Origin of the sequence: Roseovarius indicus (genome assembly GCF_008728195.1) — a bacterium.
Taxonomy (GTDB): domain Bacteria; phylum Pseudomonadota; class Alphaproteobacteria; order Rhodobacterales; family Rhodobacteraceae; genus Roseovarius; species Roseovarius indicus.
Window position 1 is genome coordinate 4,686,238 of sequence record NZ_CP031598.1, and the last position, 18,196, is coordinate 4,704,433.

Annotated in this window: 19 protein-coding genes; 10 read left to right on the plus strand and 9 right to left on the minus strand. The window is 65.0% G+C overall.

Features of this window, described 5'->3' with window-relative positions; translation table 11 throughout:
* Positions 1 to 20: 20 nt before the first annotated feature.
* The 7 genes from sdhD to RIdsm_RS22470 form a co-directional block, all read right to left on the minus strand.
* Complete coding sequence (gene sdhD, locus RIdsm_RS22440; RefSeq protein ID WP_057820423.1) at positions 21 to 392, minus strand: succinate dehydrogenase, hydrophobic membrane anchor protein; 372 nt, start codon at positions 390 to 392, stop codon at positions 21 to 23.
* A gap of 10 nt (positions 393 to 402) precedes the next feature.
* Positions 403 to 786, minus strand: coding sequence for a succinate dehydrogenase, cytochrome b556 subunit (gene sdhC, locus RIdsm_RS22445; RefSeq protein WP_057820425.1), 384 nt, complete (start codon positions 784 to 786; stop codon positions 403 to 405).
* Positions 787 to 970: 184 nt separating this feature from the next.
* On the minus strand, positions 971 to 1,660 hold the full coding sequence (locus tag RIdsm_RS22450) for a DUF1194 domain-containing protein (RefSeq protein ID WP_057820427.1): 690 nt from the start codon (positions 1,658 to 1,660) through the stop codon (positions 971 to 973).
* Between the two features lie 114 nt (positions 1,661 to 1,774).
* Positions 1,775 to 2,806 carry a MaoC family dehydratase gene (locus RIdsm_RS22455; protein ID WP_057820430.1) on the minus strand — a complete coding sequence of 344 codons (1,032 nt, stop codon included), beginning with the start codon at positions 2,804 to 2,806 and terminating at the stop codon, positions 1,775 to 1,777.
* A gap of 2 nt (positions 2,807 to 2,808) precedes the next feature.
* Positions 2,809 to 3,012: a DUF1737 domain-containing protein gene (locus RIdsm_RS22460; RefSeq protein WP_057820436.1), complete on the minus strand. Its 204-nt coding sequence runs from the start codon at positions 3,010 to 3,012 to the stop codon at positions 2,809 to 2,811.
* Between the two features lie 4 nt (positions 3,013 to 3,016).
* On the minus strand, positions 3,017 to 3,562 hold the full coding sequence (locus RIdsm_RS22465) for an NnrU family protein (protein WP_057820438.1): 546 nt from the start codon (positions 3,560 to 3,562) through the stop codon (positions 3,017 to 3,019).
* Between the two features lie 6 nt (positions 3,563 to 3,568).
* On the minus strand, positions 3,569 to 4,432 hold the full coding sequence (locus tag RIdsm_RS22470; RefSeq protein ID WP_057820440.1) for an HpcH/HpaI aldolase/citrate lyase family protein: 864 nt from the start codon (positions 4,430 to 4,432) through the stop codon (positions 3,569 to 3,571).
* Positions 4,433 to 4,631: 199 nt separating this feature from the next.
* On the opposite strand from RIdsm_RS22470, the gene RIdsm_RS22475 reads away from it, so the two are divergent.
* Positions 4,632 to 4,928, plus strand: a complete 297-nt coding sequence (locus tag RIdsm_RS22475) for a hypothetical protein (protein WP_420424842.1) — start codon at positions 4,632 to 4,634, stop codon at positions 4,926 to 4,928.
* 4 nt (positions 4,929 to 4,932) lie between these two features.
* Here the strand turns inward: RIdsm_RS22475 and RIdsm_RS22480 are convergent, their stop codons facing one another.
* Positions 4,933 to 5,688, minus strand: a complete 756-nt coding sequence (locus RIdsm_RS22480) for a sulfite exporter TauE/SafE family protein (protein WP_057820442.1) — start codon at positions 5,686 to 5,688, stop codon at positions 4,933 to 4,935.
* 158 nt (positions 5,689 to 5,846) lie between these two features.
* On the opposite strand from RIdsm_RS22480, the gene mdh reads away from it, so the two are divergent.
* Positions 5,847 to 6,809 (plus strand): malate dehydrogenase, encoded by a 963-nt coding sequence (gene mdh, locus RIdsm_RS22485; RefSeq protein WP_057820446.1) that lies wholly within the window; start codon positions 5,847 to 5,849, stop codon positions 6,807 to 6,809.
* Positions 6,810 to 6,888: 79 nt separating this feature from the next.
* On the opposite strand, the gene RIdsm_RS22490 is transcribed toward mdh, so the two are convergent.
* Positions 6,889 to 8,595 (minus strand): coiled-coil domain-containing protein, encoded by a 1,707-nt coding sequence (locus RIdsm_RS22490; RefSeq protein WP_057820447.1) that lies wholly within the window; start codon positions 8,593 to 8,595, stop codon positions 6,889 to 6,891.
* Positions 8,596 to 8,875: 280 nt separating this feature from the next.
* On the opposite strand from RIdsm_RS22490, the gene sucC reads away from it, so the two are divergent.
* The 8 genes from sucC to RIdsm_RS22530 all read left to right on the plus strand — a co-directional run bounded on the left by sucC (position 8,876) and on the right by RIdsm_RS22530 (position 18,078).
* Complete coding sequence (gene sucC, locus RIdsm_RS22495; RefSeq protein WP_057820448.1) at positions 8,876 to 10,069, plus strand: ADP-forming succinate--CoA ligase subunit beta; 1,194 nt, start codon at positions 8,876 to 8,878, stop codon at positions 10,067 to 10,069.
* Between the two features lie 3 nt (positions 10,070 to 10,072).
* Entirely contained in the window at positions 10,073 to 10,504 is a 432-nt protein-coding gene (locus tag RIdsm_RS22500) for a hypothetical protein (protein ID WP_057820449.1), read from the plus strand.
* Positions 10,505 to 10,724: 220 nt separating this feature from the next.
* Positions 10,725 to 11,609, plus strand: coding sequence for a succinate--CoA ligase subunit alpha (sucD, locus tag RIdsm_RS22505; protein ID WP_057820450.1), 885 nt, complete (start codon positions 10,725 to 10,727; stop codon positions 11,607 to 11,609).
* Positions 11,610 to 11,641: 32 nt separating this feature from the next.
* Entirely contained in the window at positions 11,642 to 12,097 is a 456-nt protein-coding gene (locus RIdsm_RS22510; RefSeq protein WP_057820451.1) for a DUF805 domain-containing protein, read from the plus strand.
* Between the two features lie 79 nt (positions 12,098 to 12,176).
* Positions 12,177 to 13,025, plus strand: a complete 849-nt coding sequence (locus tag RIdsm_RS22515) for an FkbM family methyltransferase (RefSeq protein WP_057820453.1) — start codon at positions 12,177 to 12,179, stop codon at positions 13,023 to 13,025.
* The gene (locus RIdsm_RS22520) at positions 13,022 to 15,982 is read left to right on the plus strand and encodes a 2-oxoglutarate dehydrogenase E1 component (protein WP_057820454.1); all 2,961 of its coding nucleotides are present in this window, start codon (positions 13,022 to 13,024) and stop codon (positions 15,980 to 15,982) included. The genes RIdsm_RS22515 and RIdsm_RS22520 overlap by 4 nt, the downstream gene beginning before the upstream one ends.
* 4 nt (positions 15,983 to 15,986) lie before the next feature.
* Positions 15,987 to 17,603 (plus strand): 2-oxoglutarate dehydrogenase complex dihydrolipoyllysine-residue succinyltransferase, encoded by a 1,617-nt coding sequence (odhB, locus tag RIdsm_RS22525; protein WP_057820455.1) that lies wholly within the window; start codon positions 15,987 to 15,989, stop codon positions 17,601 to 17,603.
* 97 nt (positions 17,604 to 17,700) lie between these two features.
* Positions 17,701 to 18,078 (plus strand): hypothetical protein, encoded by a 378-nt coding sequence (locus RIdsm_RS22530; RefSeq protein ID WP_057820457.1) that lies wholly within the window; start codon positions 17,701 to 17,703, stop codon positions 18,076 to 18,078.
* Positions 18,079 to 18,196 lie beyond the last annotated feature (118 nt).

The following is an 18,196-nucleotide window of genomic DNA, read 5'->3' on the forward strand; positions in this document are numbered from 1 at the left end:
GTCTCTTACGTCTCCGGTCTTTAAAGGGCGATCTTGGCGATGGCGAACAGGCCCGTCACCATCAGCGCATAGCTCACGCAGGTCATCAGGATGATGGCGTATTTCTGCACGCCCCCGTGGATGTAATCCTCGATCAGCACCTGAACACCGTCGTTGAAATGCTTGAAGCCGACGATCATCGTCAGCGCCGCGACGATCGCCGGGAAGGGCCGCGCGAAATAGGCCACCACCTCTTCATGCGGCTCACCCAGCATCGGCCCGAAGGTGAACACGAACAGCGGCATCAGGATGAGCAGCGCCACCGAGGACACCTTCATGGCCCAGAAGTGATGCACCCCGGACTTGGCGGAGCCAAGGCCGACGGCGCGCTTGCGGTCGGTCAGATAACGCATCCCGGTCTCCTCAGATGATGATGACGGTGATGATGGTCAGGATCACCGAGCCGCCGATCACGGCCCAGCCCAGCCTCTCGGCGGTCGGCACGTCCAGCATCGCGCCGCTGTCCCAGATCAGGTGCCGGACACCGGCCAGCGTGTGATACCACAGCGCCCAGAGCGACAGGAACATGACCACGTCGCCCAGCAGGCTGGTCACCAGCCCGTCGACGGTGGCGAAATACTCCGCCGAGGTCGCCGCCGCCAGGAACCACCACACCATCAGGATGGCTCCGAGAAGAAGCGCATTGCCGGTGATCCGCGTCAGGATCGAGGTGATGGAGGTCAGCTGCGGACGATAGATTGTCAGGTGGGGCGACAGCGGGCGGTTGCCGCGGTTCACATCTGCCATGGATCGGTCCCTTTCGTGTTTGCGACATGCGCAAGACAAAAGCCTGCCCGGCGCGTGGCCGGTCGGTCGGCTTCTTTCTCCTACGTTTTAACGAGTGAGTCACGTATGCAAAGAGCGAAATGCCGGATTTTTCAGGCAATTCGTCGCATTTGCCCCATACGTGATCACAAGGCGATAGCTGTGATCACAAACGCCCCGGCCGCTCCACCCCCTCACGCGCCGATATCTGCTTCGCCACTTCCCGCAGCAGTTTCCGCCGCATCCGCGCGGGATATTCCGCATAGCTGTTCGCTGTGATCACAAACGCGCCCGGGCCGAGAATCACGTTCTCCCAGAAATACTCGGTCATCCTCGGCTCGGCCCCTTCGATCACCAGCGCGTTCACCACGATCCCCTCGGCCAGCAGCGCCTGCCGCACCTCTCCCGGCGCCACGCCCTCGTTCGACGATCCGTCGCCCGATATGTCGATCACCCGCCGCCCGCACGCCGGCGCCTCCGCCAGCCGGTCCCGCGCAAACAGCAGCGCCTCCCCGATCGCGGTCGAGAAATTCCGCCACTGCCGCGGCGCGCGCTCCACCTCGCCGGCGAATCGCTCCAGCACGTCGAACCCGGTCATCCGCGTCCATGGCACCACCACTTCCTGCCGCGAGGCCCCGGTCCAGTGCATCACCATCACCGCCGCCTCGCCCGCGACCAGCGCCTCGCTCACCGCCCCGTCGCGCAGCCCCTCGGCCAGCCCCTGCATCTGGATGCTGTACTCGTGCCGGTCGACCGACCCCGACACATCCACCGCCAGCACCAGCGCGATATCACAGGCCGCCGCCGGAACGGCCGCGACCAACAGCATCAGGTGAAAGAGACCACGCAAGACCATGCGCCCAGAATGACCAATCCCGCGCCCCCTGCCCAGCACGGAAAAGCCCGAGGCGCACCCCGGGCTTCTTCTTGGTCCAAATATCCAAAACCCGACAGCCGCGCCAAGGCGCCGTCACATCGGCATGAGCGCCCAGTAATCCAGGTCGAGCATCACATGCGGCAGGTATTTCCCGTCCTCGCCCTTCAGCGTGAACGGCTCCCCGCCCTTCGTCGCCACCAGCCGCAACCGGATCGCACCAACGCCGGGCACGCCCGTCTCGGCCTTGTCCAGAACCTCCGACCACGCCTTGATCGTGTCGCCCGCAAAACACGGGTTGGCATGCGCCCCACCATTCAGCCCGGCCACGATCTGCGCATTCGCCAGCCCGTTGAAGCTCAACGCCCGCGCCATCGAAATGACATGTCCGCCATAGATCAGCCGTTTGCCGCCTTCCCGCAGGCTCGCGTCGAAATGCACCTTCGCGGTGTTCTGCCAAAGCCGCGTCGCCATCATGTGCTCGGCCTCCTCGACGGTCACCCCGTCGACATGGTCGATCACCTCGCCCACCTCGTAGTCGCCCCAGCGGTGCGGCTCCCCCGCCAGCGTGAAATCATACCCGGTGAAATCCAGCCCCTCGGGCACCACGAGGTCCGACGCCTCCAGCACCGGCTTCAGCTCCTGTATCACCGTCTCCGGCGCCGGCGCGTCCAGATCGAATTTCCGCACCATCGCCCAGCGCACATACTCGAGCACAACCTCGCCATGCTGGTTCACACCCTTCGTGCGCACCCAGACGACACCCGACTTGCCGTTCGAATTCTGCTTCACCCCGATCACGTCCGAGGTCGAGCGCAGCGTATCCCCCGGCCACACCGGCTTCAGCCACCGCCCCTCGGCATAACCCAAATTCGCCAAGGCGTTCAGCGAGATATCCGGCACCGTCTTCCCGAAGACCACGTGAAACGCCGCCATGTCGTCGATCGGCGCCGCCGGCAACCCGCACCCCTGCGCGAACGCATCCGACGAATAGAGCGCATGCCTTGCCGGGTAGAGCGCATGGTACAAGGCCCGCTCGCCCCCCGACACCGTCCGCGGCACCGCGTGGTGGATCGTCTCGCCCACCGAGTAATCCTCGAAAAACCGCCCCGGGTTGGTCTTCGCCATGCTCACTGCTCTCCCAGCTTGATGTCCGGCGAATACTCGCCCTCGGCCTCTTTCACGACCGCCTGCCCACAGCGCATCACGCCATTGGCCGCGTCATAGGCATAGGTCGGCCCGCCATGCAGCTCCCAGCCCTTGTTCAGCGCCGCGGTCACCTTGTGGCAAAAGGCCGACGTGTCGTCGGCGCTCAGGAATCTGTAAAGTTTCATGTGTTCACCCGAAGACAGGATAGCCCAGCCAGCCATGGATCAGGGCGATCACCCCGAACACCACCACGGTGCCCACCACGGCCATGATTTCCTTGCGCGCCGGAGCCGGCTCGGGCGGCACCCACTCCGGCTCCGACTTGTTGATCACGATCACCTCGATCACCGCCCACGCGAGCAGCCCGCCGAACAGCACGAAAGACGGCACATCGCCATTCACGATCAAATGCGCCAGCGCCCAGACCTTCACCGCACCCAGCATCGGGTGCCGCATCTTCCGTGCCGCGGCCGTTTTCATGCCCGCGGCCGCGAACAGGTAGACCGAGACAAGCATCAACAGGTTGTTGATCCCCGCCGTCATGGGCGTCCGGCCCCAGAAGAACGCGCCCTCGGCAGACTGGTAGCCGATCACCATCAGCACGATGGCTACCAGTAGACTAACGGCAATCGCGCCCTTGCCGGCATTGCCCATCGAGGCCCGCGCGCCCGGCGCGATCCGTTTGAACAAATGTGCAAGGCTCCAAAGCAGAACCCCGAGGATAAGCCAGATCATCCGCTCTTACTCCGCTGCCATTTCCGAAATCGCCTGCATCTTCGCAAGGATACGCTTCGCCGCCACCACGTGCAGGTTCTCGACAATCTGCCCGTCGACCACGGCCACACCCTGCCCCGATTTCATGCTGTCTTCATAGGCCTCGATCTGCCGCTGGGCGAGGTCGATCTCCGACTGGGTCGGCGCAAAGGCGGTGTTCGTCACCTCCACCTGCGCCGGGTGGATCAGCGTCTTGCCGTCGAACCCGAGGTCGCGCCCCTGCTCGCATTCCGCCTTCAACCCGTCGCCATCCCGGAACCGGTTGTAGACGCCGTCAATCGCCACCACGCCCCGCGCGGCCCGCGCGGCCATCACGATCATCTGCAGCGCCGTCATCAGCGGCAGCCGGTCGGCCCGAGTGCGACAGCCCAAATCCTTGGTCAGGTCGTTCGTCCCGGTCACCAGCCCCGTCACCCGCTGATGCGCCGCGATCTCGCGCGCGTTGAACACGCTCACCGGCGTTTCCATCATCACCCAGATCGGCATGTCGGGCGCCAGCATATCGGCCAGCGCATCCACATCCGTCGGCGTGTTCACCTTGGGCAGCAGGAAGACATCGGCGCCCGCATCCTTCAGCACGCGCACATCCTCGTTGCCCCACTCGGTGGTCAGCGCGTTGATCCGCACGATCTTGGCACGCTTGCCGTAATCCTTCTCCTTCAACGCGGTCGCCAGCGTCTCCCGCGCCTCGGCCTTGGCATCCGGCGCAACGGCATCCTCGAGGTCGAAGATGATCGCGTCGGTCGGCAGGGTCATCGCCTTCTCCAGCGCCCGCTCCTTCGAGCCGGGAATATAAAGCACCGAACGGTAGGGATGCGTCGTCAGGTCCATCTGCTGGTCCTCGTCTGGCAGGTCACTGAAATTTTCTTGCGCACTCCTGCCATTTTTCGCCCGAAAAGTTCAAGCGATTTCGCGCCGCGTCGCAGCGAACCGGGGCGCGCACGGTACGTTAACTCTCTCTTGGTAAGCTCGTCACAGTCTTTCGGCACCGCCCCCGGCAGGGGTCAGATCCGGAAAGGAATGAAAGATGATGACGAAACTGTTCATGGCGCTCGCCGCCGCCTCTTTCGGCACCACCGCGCTGGCGGGGGGCAACTGCGCGCCGCGCGATGTCGTGGTCGACCGGTTGGCCGACCGCTACGGCGAATCCCGGCAGTCCATCGGCCTTGGCGCCAACAATGCCGTGGTCGAGGTGTTCGCCTCGTCCGAAACCGGCACCTGGACGATCACGGTCACCACGCCGCAGGGGCTCACCTGCCTCGTCGCCAGCGGCCAGGCGTTCGAGGCTTTGGCCGAGGCGCTGCCGAAACCCGGCTCCGACGCCTGAGCGTTCAGGTCAGCGCGTCCCAGATCAGCTTGCTGCCCGTGATCGTCAGCAAGACATAGGTGATCGCGAAGAACAGGCGCTCCGGCATCAGCCGGTGTGCCTTGACCCCGATATAAGCGCCCAGCAACGCAAACGGCGCCATCGCAAGGTCGAACAGCAACGTCTCCCGCGTGAAGATGCCGAGAAAGGCGTAAGGGATCACCTTGGTCAGGTTGATCAGCCCGAACACCAGCACCGTCGTCGCCTGGAACGGCGTCTTCCCGATCTTCTTCGACAACAGGTACACCGCCACCGCCGGCCCGCCCGCGTGGCTGACGAAACTGGTGAACCCGGCCACCACGCCCGACACCACCCCGCCCCAGGGCGGCAACTCCCGCTTGCCGATCTGCAACAGCCCCAGCCGCCCGGCCATCTGCCAGCCCACGAACAAAAGCGCGATCGCCCCGATCAGCAGCCGGAACACATCCGGCTCCGCCACCGTGTAAAGCACCGCGCCCAGCACCACCCCCGGCACGCCGCCCAGCACCAGAAGCCGCGCATCCGGCCAGCTCCACTGCCGCCAGTAAGGCCGCAGCGTGGACGCATCGATCAGCATCAGAAGCGGCAGCATGATCCCCAGCGCCATGCCCGGCGGCATCACCAGCGCCAGAATCGTGGCACTGGCAAAGGCCGCACCCGAGCCGAACCCGCCCTTCGAAATCCCCGCGAAACAGGCCGCGAACATGCCGATCGCGTAAACTTCCCAGCCGAATCCGGCCATGCGCACCGCCCCTAAATTACCGGTTTTCCTAGGGATTATCGCAGCGAGCCTCAAAGCGACAGCCCCCGTCCGCACACGTGCCGCATCGCAGCACCCTTGCGTGAACCCGTCTTTGAGACTAGGGCATTGCGAAATTCAAACCACCGGAGAGTTTTTCAATGGCCAGACCCAAGATTGCCCTCATCGGCGCCGGACAGATCGGCGGCACGCTCGCCCATCTTGCAGCCCTCAAGGAACTGGGCGACGTCGTCCTCTTCGACATCGCCGAAGGCACCCCCGAGGGCAAAGCGCTCGACATCGCCGAATCCGGCCCTGCCGAAGGCTTCGACGCGGCGCTCAAGGGCACGCAGGACTACGCCGACATCGCCGGCGCCGACGTCTGCATCGTCACCGCCGGTGTCCCGCGCAAGCCGGGCATGAGCCGCGACGACCTCCTCGGCATCAACCTCAAGGTCATGAAGGCCGTCGGCGAAGGCATCAAGGCCAACGCCCCCGACGCCTTCGTCATCTGCATCACCAACCCGCTCGACGCGATGGTCTGGGCCCTGCAGAAATTCTCCGGCATGCCCGCCGAGAAGGTCTGCGGCATGGCCGGCGTGCTCGACAGCGCCCGCTTCCGCCACTTCCTCAGCCTCGAATTCGGCGTCTCGATGAAAGACGTCTCGGCCTTCGTCCTCGGCGGCCACGGCGACACCATGGTGCCCTGCGTCCGCTACTCCACCGTCGCCGGCGTCCCGCTCCCCGACCTGATCGAAATGGGCTGGACCACGCAGGACAAGATCGACAGCATCGTCCAGCGCACCCGTGACGGCGGCGCCGAGATCGTGGGCCTCCTGAAAACCGGCTCCGCCTTCTACGCGCCGGCCACCTCGGCGATCGAAATGGCCGAGGCCTACCTGAAAGACCAGAAGCGCGTCCTGCCCTGCGCCGCCTATTGCGACGGCGACCTCGGCGTGAAGCAGATGTACGTGGGCGTGCCCACCGTCATCGGCGCCGGCGGCATCGAGCGGATCATGAACATCAAGCTCAACAAGGACGAGCAGAAGATGTTCGACACCTCCGTGAAGGCCGTGAAGGGCCTCGTCGACGCCTGCAAGGAAATCGACAGCTCGCTGGCCTGAGCCACCGAACGATCCGACAAAAAAGAACGCGCCCGGTCCTGCCGGGCGCGTTTTTCTTTGAAACGAAGGGAAAAGCCGGTCAGTTCGACCCGCTTTCCTCTTCCTCGGTTTCCTCGTCCGCGCTCTCGCTCTCCGATGCGGCCTCGCTGTCCGAGCCCTCTTCGCTCTCGGCGCTGTCGTCCGAGCCGCTGTCGCCTTCATTGGCGCTCTCGCTCTCGGCATTACCCGAGTCCGACCCGCTTTCACTGCCGGTCGCCTCTTCGCTCTGCGAGTCAGAGCCGCTGTCACCTTCATCGGCGCTTTCGCTGTCCGACGCGGCCTCACCTTCCGACGACCCGTCATCCGACCCGCTCTCGGCAGCCTCTTCGTCACCGGCACTCTCCGACGACGCACTGTCACCGTCCGTTTCCGAACCGCTGTCCGACGCGTCCATCCCGGCGGCCTCGCCCTGCGTCACGACATCCTCTTCCGAGCTGCCGCTTTCGGCGGCCTGCCCGCCATCGTCGCTGCCGCTGTCCGAAGACCCTTCTTCGCTGGCAGCTGCGTCGCCGGACTCGCTCTCGCCACCCTCTTCACTGGCAGCCGCCTCACCGGACTCGCTCTCGCCACCCTCTTCACTGGCAGCCGCATCACCGGACTCGCTCTCGCCACCGTCCTCGCTGGCAGCCGCATCACCGGACTCGCTCTCGCCACCTTCTTCGCTGGCAGCCGCATCCCCGGACTCGCTCTCGCCACCGTCTTCACTGGCAGCCGCATCGCCGGACTCGCTCTCGCCGCCTTCTTCGCTGGCAGCCGCCTCGCCGGACTCGCTCTCGCCACCTTCTTCATTGGCAGCCTCACCCGACTGGCTCTCACCCTCGTCGCTCGCGGCCGCTTCACCCGACTGGCTTTCCGACGCCTGGCTGTCCGATTTCGCCTCGCCGCTCTCATCGGCCGGGCCGACCTCGACCATCTGGCCTTCCGACTGGCTGCTCAGCTCGGCGATCCGCTGCTCGATCTCGAGAAGCTTGTTCGACCGCGTCTCGACCTGCTCGGTCAGCGTGGTGACGACCTCCTGCAGCTCGGCCCGCTGTGCCTCGGCATCGGCCACGTCTTCCTGCAGCCCGCTCTGCCGCTCGGTCAGCGAGGCCACCGCCTCGTCAAGCTGCACCTTCTCGTCCTGAAGATTGCCGACCTCGCTCTGCAGGCTCTCCATCTCCTTGCGCAGGTTGGCTTCCTGCTCGACCGTGTCCTGCAAGGCCTGTTCGGCCGCCGCCGCCTCGTCCGACAGCTTGGCAACCTCTTCGGTCAGGCTCGCCTGCGTCTCGCGCAGCTCCGCCTCCTCGGCGCGGGCCGTTTCCAGCCGCTCACCGACCGCGGCCAGCTGATCGCTCTGTTCGCTGATCTTCTGGCTCAGCTCGTTGCTGCGGGTCTCGTAATCCTCCAGCACCTGTTGAAGCGGCTCGGCCTCTTCCTTCAGGCTGGTCAGCTGCTCCTCCTGCGAGGAAATCTCGCTCGCCAGCGACTCGCTGGTCTCGGTGCGCTGCGCCACTTCCTCTTCGAGCGTCCCGACCTGGTCGCTCAGCGTCGTTTCCGACTCCTGAAGTTCGCTCACCCGCGGCTCCAGCTCGCTCAGCTCCGAGCGTGCCTGCTCCAGCGACCCGAACACCTCTTCCTGGGCGTCGTATTCGTTCTGCAACTGCGACTTGGCGGTCATCGAATATATCCCCACGCCCCAGCCAAGCGCGGCCACGCAAGCCACCGCCAGAACCTTGCCGCTCAACCAGTCATTGCCATCATTGGCCATAAATCAGATCCTCTCCTGTGCTCATCGGTCCCGCGTGCCGCAAAACACGCCCTCGGGCACCAACCACCAAACGTCATCAAATGTTCCCTGCCGTACCATAAAAACTCTCACTGTGACGAATCGTGCAAAAAACGGCCCCTTGTGATCACACGATTTACACCTGTGATCACAAAGGGCGAAAAACCGCCGCAAATCGGGGGGCCGGGGCAGAAACCCGTTTATCTTGTCGCCACACTTGTGTGAATAACTGTCCCTGAACGTAGCAAAACGGGACAGTTTCATGAATATCCATGAGTATCAGGCGAAGGCTCTGCTTCGCTCCTACGGCGCCCCCGTGTCGGATGGCCGCATCGTCCTGCGGGCCGAGGAAGCCAAGACCGCGGCAGGCGCGCTCGACGGGCCGCTCTGGGTCGTCAAGGCGCAGATCCACGCAGGCGGCCGCGGCAAGGGCACCTTCAAGGAAGCCGGTGCCGGCGAAGCGGGCGGCGTGCGTCTGGCCAAGTCGGTCGAGGAAGCAGCGGACGAAGCCAAGCGGATGCTCGGCCGGACACTCGTGACCAAACAGACCGGTCCCGCCGGCAAACAGGTCAACCGAATCTACATCGAGGATGGCTCGGGCATCGAGACCGAGATGTACCTCGCCCTGCTGGTCGACCGCGTCACCTCGCGCGTCAGCTTCGTCTGCTCCACCGAGGGCGGCATGGACATCGAGGAGGTGGCCGAGAACACCCCCGAAAAGATCCTCAGCTTCTCGGTCGACCCGGCCACCGGCTACCAGCCGTTCCACGGCCGCCGCATCGCCTTCATGCTCGGGCTCGAAGGCAAGCAGATCAAGCAATGCGTCGCGCTGATGGGCACGCTCTACCAGATGTTCCTCGAGAAGGACATGGAGATGCTCGAGATCAACCCGCTGATCGTCACCGACGCGGGCGACCTCAAGTGCCTCGACGCCAAGATGGGCTTCGACTCGAACGCCATCTACCGCCATTCCGACATCGCCGAACTGCGCGACACGACCGAGGAAGACCCCAAGGAGCTCGAGGCCTCCAAGTATGACCTGAACTACATCGCGCTCGACGGCGAGATCGGCTGCATGGTCAACGGCGCGGGCCTCGCGATGGCGACGATGGACATCATCAAGCTCTACGGCTCCGAACCCGCCAACTTCCTCGACGTGGGCGGCGGCGCCACCAAGGACAAGGTGACCGAAGCCTTCAAGATCATCACCTCCGACGAGAACGTCAAAGGCATCCTGGTGAACATCTTCGGCGGCATCATGCGCTGCGACGTCATCGCCGAGGGCGTCGTCGCCGCGGTCAAGGACGTGGGCCTCAAGGTTCCGCTGGTCGTCCGCCTCGAAGGCACCAATGTCGAGAAGGGCAAGGAAATCATCGAGAATTCCGGCCTCAACGTCATCGCCGCCGACGACCTCAAGGATGGAGCCGAGAAGATCGTGAAGGCGGTGAAGGGGTAAGGCATGAGAGTGTTGAAGGCCTCGCTCTTGATTGCCGGGTTGGGCACCATGACCGGGTGCGTAGGATCTGCTTACTCCCCGACCGGGTACCCTGCAGATGCCGCCCGCTTCCGCGTGGACGGCACCGACAGGGTCGTCTCGCGCGACGAGATGCCTGAGGATTTCAAGCGGATCTGCCTCCCCCACTACAACGACCCCAACGCGGCAGAGGCGGCCTTCGACACGTCAGGGCGTTACGTCCGGACGAGCGCGCTGAGGACTTCGTTTTCCCGGCTCATCACCTACAAGGGAAAGAATGACCCCCGGTATACGGGTGTCGTATCCGTCTCGCGGACCGAACTGGCCGGATGCACGATCGCGGTCGCCGGAACCTACTGGCGGGTTTATCCCAACGGGACGATCACCGTCGGCAAAAGCGCGGCGCAGCCGTCGTGATGCTCGTTCGGTTGACATATCGTCCGGAACTCTGCCCCGGGGCGGGCCCGCAGGCCCGGTCGAACGGCACCGGCAAGACCGACGGCGACGTGGTCTCAGCCCTTCACAAGGCCCGGAACGTAATTCGGGCCCTCGCTCGGTCGCCGCATACCGGCCCGACAGTCAAAACAGGAACCAGAAATCCGCGCACGGCGCGGCATGATCAAGGGAGAACGCCAAGATGGCAGTCCTCGTAGACGAAAACACCAAAGTGATCTGTCAGGGCCTCACCGGCTCGCAGGGCACCTTCCACACCGAACAGGCCATCGCCTACGGCACCAAGATGGTCGGCGGCGTCACCCCCGGCAAGGGCGGTCAGACCCATCTCGACCTGCCGGTCTACAACTCGGTCCACGAAGCGATCCACGAAACCGGCGCCAATGCCTCGGTGATCTACGTGCCGCCGCCGTTTGCGGCCGACTCGATCCTTGAAGCGATCGACGCCGAAATGCCCCTCATCGTCTGCATCACCGAGGGCATCCCGGTGCTCGACATGATGCGCGTAAAGCGGGCGCTGGAAACCTCGAAATCCACCCTGATCGGGCCCAACTGCCCGGGCATCATCACCCCCGATGCCTGCAAGATCGGCATCATGCCGGGCCACATCCACAAGCGCGGCACCTGCGGCGTCGTCTCCCGCTCCGGCACGCTCACCTACGAGGCGGTCAAGCAGACCTCCGACGTGGGCCTGGGCCAGTCGACCTGCGTCGGCATCGGCGGCGACCCGATCAAGGGCACCGAACATATCGACGTGCTCGAATGGTTCCTCGCCGATGACGAGACCGAGTCGATCATCATGATCGGCGAGATCGGCGGCTCGGCCGAGGAAGACGCGGCCCAGTTCCTGAAAGACGAGGCCAAGAAGGGCCGCAAGAAACCGGTCGCGGGCTTCATCGCCGGCCGCACCGCGCCTCCGGGCCGCCGCATGGGCCACGCCGGCGCCATCGTCGCGGGCGGCAAGGGCGGCGCCGACGACAAGATCGAAGCCATGCGCTCGGCCGGCATCGTCGTCTCCGAAAGCCCCGCGGGCCTCGGCGAAGCGGTGCTCGAAGCGATCGGGAAATAGGCTCCCGGGATCATAGGGAAAGGGGAACGAGAATGGACTTCCAGACATCCGTAAAAACCTGCCTGACCCAGAAATACGCCACGTTTTCCGGCCGCGGCTCGCGGTCGGAATTCTGGTGGTTCATGCTGGCCTACTTCATCGGCATGCTGGTGGTCTCTCTCGTTCCGCTCCTGCCCACGCTCTACGTGATCGCGCTCTTCGTGCCGGTCCTCGCGGCGGGCTTCCGGCGCATGCAGGACACCGGCCGCCCCGGCTGGTATTTCGTGATCCCCTCCATCTACAACCTCCTGATGCGCATCTTCGGCGTCGGGCAGGTCGAAATGAATCCCGAAACCGGCATGCCGATGGAAATGCCCTCGACGGGCGGCATGATGGTCAGCGCCCTGCTCGGCCTCATCGGCCTCGTCTTGGCCATCGTCTTCATCTACTGGCTCACCCGCCCGTCCGAGCCGGAACCCAACGCCTACGGCGCCCCGCCACAGGCCTGACCAGCAACCGGACGCCCAGCATGAGCGATCGTTTCCCAGACCCGACGAACATGGCGCCCCGCCCGGTGCGAGGATGGCCATGACCGAAACGCACGCCCCCGCCGCGGCCCCGTTCTCGGCACGGCTCAAGCACCTGCTGGCAACCTCCCCGGCAAGCCGCCCCCTCGCGCGGCTGCGGTCGCTCAGGAACTGGCCCAACCGCCTGCGCCACCCCGAGCTTGCCACCCTCTACCGGGAAGACGGCTATATCGACACCCTGCTGCCGCGGTTCATCACGCCCGGCACCAACTGCCTCGATATCGGCGCGCATTTCGGCGCGGTCTCCTACCGCATGGAAGAGCTCTCGCAGGGCGGCTGGCTCGGCATCGTCGAGGCCAGCCCCTGGAAGGCCGCGCTCCTGCGCCGCCGGTTCGCCACGGCCACCGTGTTCGAAACCGCCGTCTCCGACGAAGACGGCACCATCTCCTTCTACGAGAATATCGACCGGCCCGGCTTTTCCTCGCTCAGCGACCGCGCCTCGCGCGGCGAGACGCGCGAGGTAAAGGTCCCCGTCGCCCGGCTCGATACCCTGCTGTCCGAAGACACGCCGGTCGGCTTCGTCAAGATCGATGTCGAGGGCCATGAATACGCCGCGCTGCGCGGGGCCGAGGCGCTGCTGCGCCGTGACCGCCCGGTCATCCTGTTCGAAGCCGGCGCCGCCGCCGACGAGGATCTCGACACCACCGGCTATGTCCGGCTCTTCGCCTGGCTGACGGGCGAGCTCGGCTACGACATCTATGCCGCCTGCGACCTGGTCGAAGGCCGCCCCGCGCTCGACGCGGAGGGCTTCGAACGGCACCGGGTCTACCCCTTCACTGCCTTCAACTTTTTCGCCATTCCCTCCGGGTCAGGGCCGGAGACCACCGCGGATATCGGAGATCAACGATGACCGACCAATCGCCCAACGACCAGTTCCACGCCTCTTCCTTCATGCAAGGGCACAATGCCGAGTATCTCGAGCAGCTCTACGCCCGCTACGCCAATGACCCCTCGGCGGTCGACGAGGCCTGGGCGAACTTCTTCTCGCAGCTCGGCGATGGCGACACCGACGTCAAGAAAGAGGCCGCAGGCCCCTCCTGGGCCCGCGCCGACTGGCCGCCGCACCCCAATGACGACCTGACCGGCGCGCTCACCGGCGAATGGCCCGCCGAACCCGAGATCAAGGGCGCCAGCGACAAGATCAAGTCCAAGGCCGCCGAGAAGGGCGTCGAGGTCTCCGACGAGGCCGTCAAACGCGCCGTGCTCGACTCGGTCCGCGCGCTGATGCTGATCCGCGCCTACCGGATCCGCGGCCACCTCGCCGCCACGCTCGACCCGCTCGGCCTGCGCGACCACGGCTACCGGCCGGAGCTCGACCCGCGCTCCTACGGCTTCACCGAATCCGACATGGACCGGCCCATTTTCATCGACAACGTGCTCGGCCTCCAGGTCGCCTCGATCCGCGAGATCGTCGATATCGTGAAGCGCACCTATTGCGGCACCTTCGCCCTGCAATACATGCACATCTCCGACCCCGAGCAATCGGCCTGGCTCAAGGAACGGATCGAGGGCTACGACAAGGAAATCCGCTTCACCCGCGAAGGGCGCAAGGCGATCCTGAACAAGCTGGTCGAGGCCGAGGGCTTCGAGAAATACCTCCACGTCAAGTACATGGGCACCAAACGCTTCGGCCTCGACGGTGGCGAAAGCCTGATCCCGGCGATGGAGCAGATCATCAAGCGCGGCGGCAATCTCGGCGTCAAGGAAATCGTCATCGGCATGCCCCACCGGGGCCGCCTGTCGGTGCTCGCCAACGTGATGGGCAAACCCTACCGCGCCATCTTCAACGAATTCCAGGGCGGCTCCTTCAAGCCCGAGGATGTCGACGGCTCCGGCGACGTGAAATACCACCTCGGCGCCTCGTCCGACCGTGAATTCGACGGCAACTCCGTCCACCTGTCGCTCACCGCCAACCCCTCGCACCTCGAGGCGGTCAACCCGGTGGTGCTCGGCAAGGTCCGCGCCAAGCAGGACCAGTGGAACGACCCCGACCGGATCTCGATCCTGCCGATCCTCCTGCACGGCGACGCGGCCTTCGCGGGCCAGGGCGTCGTCGCCGAATGTTTCGGCCTCTCGGGCCTGCGCGGCCACAAGACCGGCGGCACCATGCATATCGTCGTGAACAACCAGATCGGCTTCACCACGGCGCCGCACTTCTCGCGCTCCTCGCCCTACCCGACCGACATCGCCCTGATGGTCGAGGCGCCCATCTTCCACGTCAACGGCGACGACCCCGAGGCGGTTGTCCACGCCGCCAAGGTCGCCACGGAATATCGCCAGAAATTCCACAAGGACGTGGTGATCGACATCTTCTGTTATCGCCGCTTCGGCCATAACGAGGGGGATGAACCGATGTTCACCAACCCCATCATGTACAACAAGATCAAGAAGCAGAAGACCACGTTGGCGCTCTACACCGACCGGCTCGTCGCCGACGGCCTGATCCCCGAGGGCGAGATCGAGGACATGAAGGCCGCCTTCCAGTCCTACCTCGCCGACGAGTTCGAGGCGGGCAAGGAATACCGCCCCAACAAGGCCGACTGGCTCGACGGAAAATGGTCCCACCTCGACCGCCAGGACGAGGATTACCAGCGCGGCGAAACCGCCATCAAACCGGAAACGCTGGAAGAGATCGGCAAGGCGCTGACCACCGCGCCCGACGGCTTCCCGCTGCACAAGACCGTCTCGCGCCTGCTCGACGCCAAGTCGAAGATGTTCGAAAGCGGCGAAGGCTTCGACTGGGCCACCGCCGAGGCCATCGCCTTCGGCTCCCTCCTGACCGAGGGCTACCCGGTGCGCCTCTCCGGCCAGGACAGCACCCGCGGCACCTTCTCCCAGCGCCACTCCGGCTTCATCAACCAGGACACCGAGGAACGCTACTACCCGCTCAACAACATCCGCGCGGGCCAGGCCCAGTACGAGGTCATCGACTCGATGCTCTCCGAATACGCGGTGCTGGGTTTCGAGTACGGCTTCTCGCTCGCGGAACCCAACGCGCTGGTGCTCTGGGAGGCCCAGTTCGGCGACTTCGCCAACGGCGCCCAGATCATGTTCGACCAGTTCATCTCCTCGGGCGAATCCAAGTGGCTCCGCATGTCGGGCCTCGTCTGCCTCCTGCCTCACGGCTACGAGGGGCAGGGCCCGGAACACTCCTCCGCCCGGCTCGAACGCTTCCTCACCATGTGCGGCCAGGACAACTGGATCGTCGCCAACTGCACCACCCCGGCCAACTACTTCCACATCCTGCGCCGGCAGCTGCACCGCACCTTCCGCAAGCCGCTCATCCTGATGACGCCCAAGTCGCTCCTGCGGCACAAGCTGGCGATCTCCCGCGCGGAGGAATTCACCACGGGCTCGTCCTTCCACCGCGTGCTGTGGGACGACGCCCAGTACGGCAACTCCGACACCAAGCTGGTCTCCGACGACAAGATCAAGCGTGTCGTGCTCTGCTCCGGCAAGGTCTATTTCGACCTGCTCGAGGAACGCGACAAGCGCGGCATCGACGACGTCTACCTGATGCGCATCGAACAATACTACCCGTTCCCCGCCATCTCGCTGGTCAAGGAGATGGAGCGCTTCAAGAAGGCCGAGGTCGTCTGGTGCCAGGAAGAGCCCAAGAACCAGGGCGCCTGGAGCTTCATCGAATCCAACATCGAATGGGTTCTCACCCGCATCAAGGCCAAGCACTCCCGGCCCGTCTACACCGGCCGCCCGGCCGCCGCCTCGCCCGCCACGGGCCTGGCCTCGCAACACAAAGCCCAACAGGAAGCGCTGGTCGACGCAGCGCTCACCATCGAAGGAAAGTGATCCGATGACCATCGAAGTACGAGTCCCCACGCTGGGCGAATCCGTCACCGAAGCCACCGTCGCCACCTGGTTCAAGCAACCGGGCGACGCGGTCGCGGCCGATGAAATGCTCTGCGAACTGGAAACCGACAAGGTCACCGTCGAGGTGCCCGCCCCCGCCGCCGGCAAGATGGCCGAGATCGTCGCCAAGGAAGGCGAAACCGTGGGCGTCGACGCCCTGCTCGCCACCATCTCCGAGGGCGAAGGCGCCGGCGACGACGACGCGCCGAAGAAATCCTCCGAGGAAAAAGCCGACAGCGGCGAGAAGAATACCGAATCCGGCCGCGGCAGCGGCGGCTCCACCGGCGGCAGCGGCGGCAACGGCGGCGGCAATGTCGACGTGATGGTCCCCACCCTGGGCGAATCCGTCTCCGAGGCCACCGTCTCGACCTGGTTCAAGAAGGTCGGCGACAGCGTCAGCCAGGACGAGATGCTCTGCGAGCTGGAAACCGACAAGGTCTCGGTCGAGGTCCCCTCGCCCGCCGCCGGCACGCTCACCGAAATCCTCGCCGAGGAAGGCGAGACCGTGCAGGCCAACGCCAAGCTCGCCGTCCTCTCGGGCAGCGCCGACGGCACCACCGAACCCGCCGCGCGCCCCGAGTCGGGCAGCGACGACATGGCCGGCTCCAAGGCCGACGCCAATGGCGGCCAATACACCGCCCCGCCCGCCGGCAAGGATATCGAGGATGCCCCCTCGGCCAAGAAGGCCATGGCCGAAAAGGGCCTCTCCTCCGATCAGGTTCAGGGCTCCGGCCGCGACGGCCGCGTGATGAAGGAAGACGTGGCCAAGGCCGGCTCCGGCGGCGGCGCCAAGTCCGACAGCGCCCCCGAGGCCAAGGCCCCGGCCCAGCCCCAGCGCGCCCCCGTCTCCGCCGACGATGCCGAGCGCGAGGAACGGGTCAAGATGACCCGCCTGCGCCAGACCATCGCCAAGCGCCTGAAAGACAGCCAGAACACCGCCGCCATGCTCACCACCTATAACGAGGTGGACATGACCGGCGTGATGGAGCTGCGCAACGCCTACAAGGACGAGTTCCTCAAGAAGCACGGCGTCAAGCTCGGCTTCATGTCCTTCTTCACCAAGGCCTGCTGCCACGCGCTGAAGGAGGTTCCGGAAGTCAACGCCGAGATCGACGGCACCGACATCGTCTACAAGAACTTCGTCCACATGGGCATCGCCACCGGCACGCCCACCGGCCTCGTCGTCCCGGTCATCCGCGACGCCGACGCGCTCTCCTTCGCCGAGATCGAGAAGGCCATCGCCGAAAAAGGCGCCCGCGCCCGCGACGGCAAGCTCTCGATGGCGGAAATGCAGGGCGGCACCTTCACCATCTCCAACGGCGGCGTCTACGGCTCGCTGATGTCCTCGCCCATCCTCAATCCACCGCAATCGGGCATCCTCGGCATGCACAAGATCCAGGAACGGCCGATGGTCGTGAACGGCGAAATCGTCGCCCGCCCGATGATGTACCTAGCTTTGAGCTACGACCACCGCATCGTCGACGGCAAGGGCGCGGTCACCTTCCTCGTCCGGGTGAAGGACGCGCTGGAAGATCCGCGCCGGTTGTTGATGGACCTGTGATCTGAAAACGGCAGGTTCCCTCACCCACATAGGGGACAGGGAACCTGCCACATCCCGAGACCGAGGCCGGCCCATGTTCCCTCGTCTGAAAGCACTCTTGCAGTCGAGCGAACCGGTCGAAAACGATCACAACAACCCGCTCTACGTGGAATGGATGGGAAGCGATGTTTCGTGGCGAATGTATTTCCTCCAAGACAACCTCGGACCGATTTCCGAACACAGGGACGGCTTCAAACACTTCCGGAAGCGCACGTGGACGACCGATGCCGAGCACGACCATTGCGCCGGGTGCTGGGTCACCCTCTCCGTTCAGGGCGCCTCGGAGTTCTTCGAAGGTCCGGACCCGGTTCACGGGGGCGAGACACGGCTCTGCCCCGTTTGCTTTGCTCTCTACAAGTCCGCCTGTGAAGGCATTCTGAAGATCGAGGTGACCAACCGAAACGCACTGAGCGAACGTCAGAGGGACTGGGAATGACAGAGACGACAAACCGGATACCAGGGTCATGACCCTCACCCCTCTCGCCCTACCTGCTCTCAATTGGCGGGCTTCACTCCACCTGCAATCTTCCCGTAGGGTGGGGGCCAACCCACGT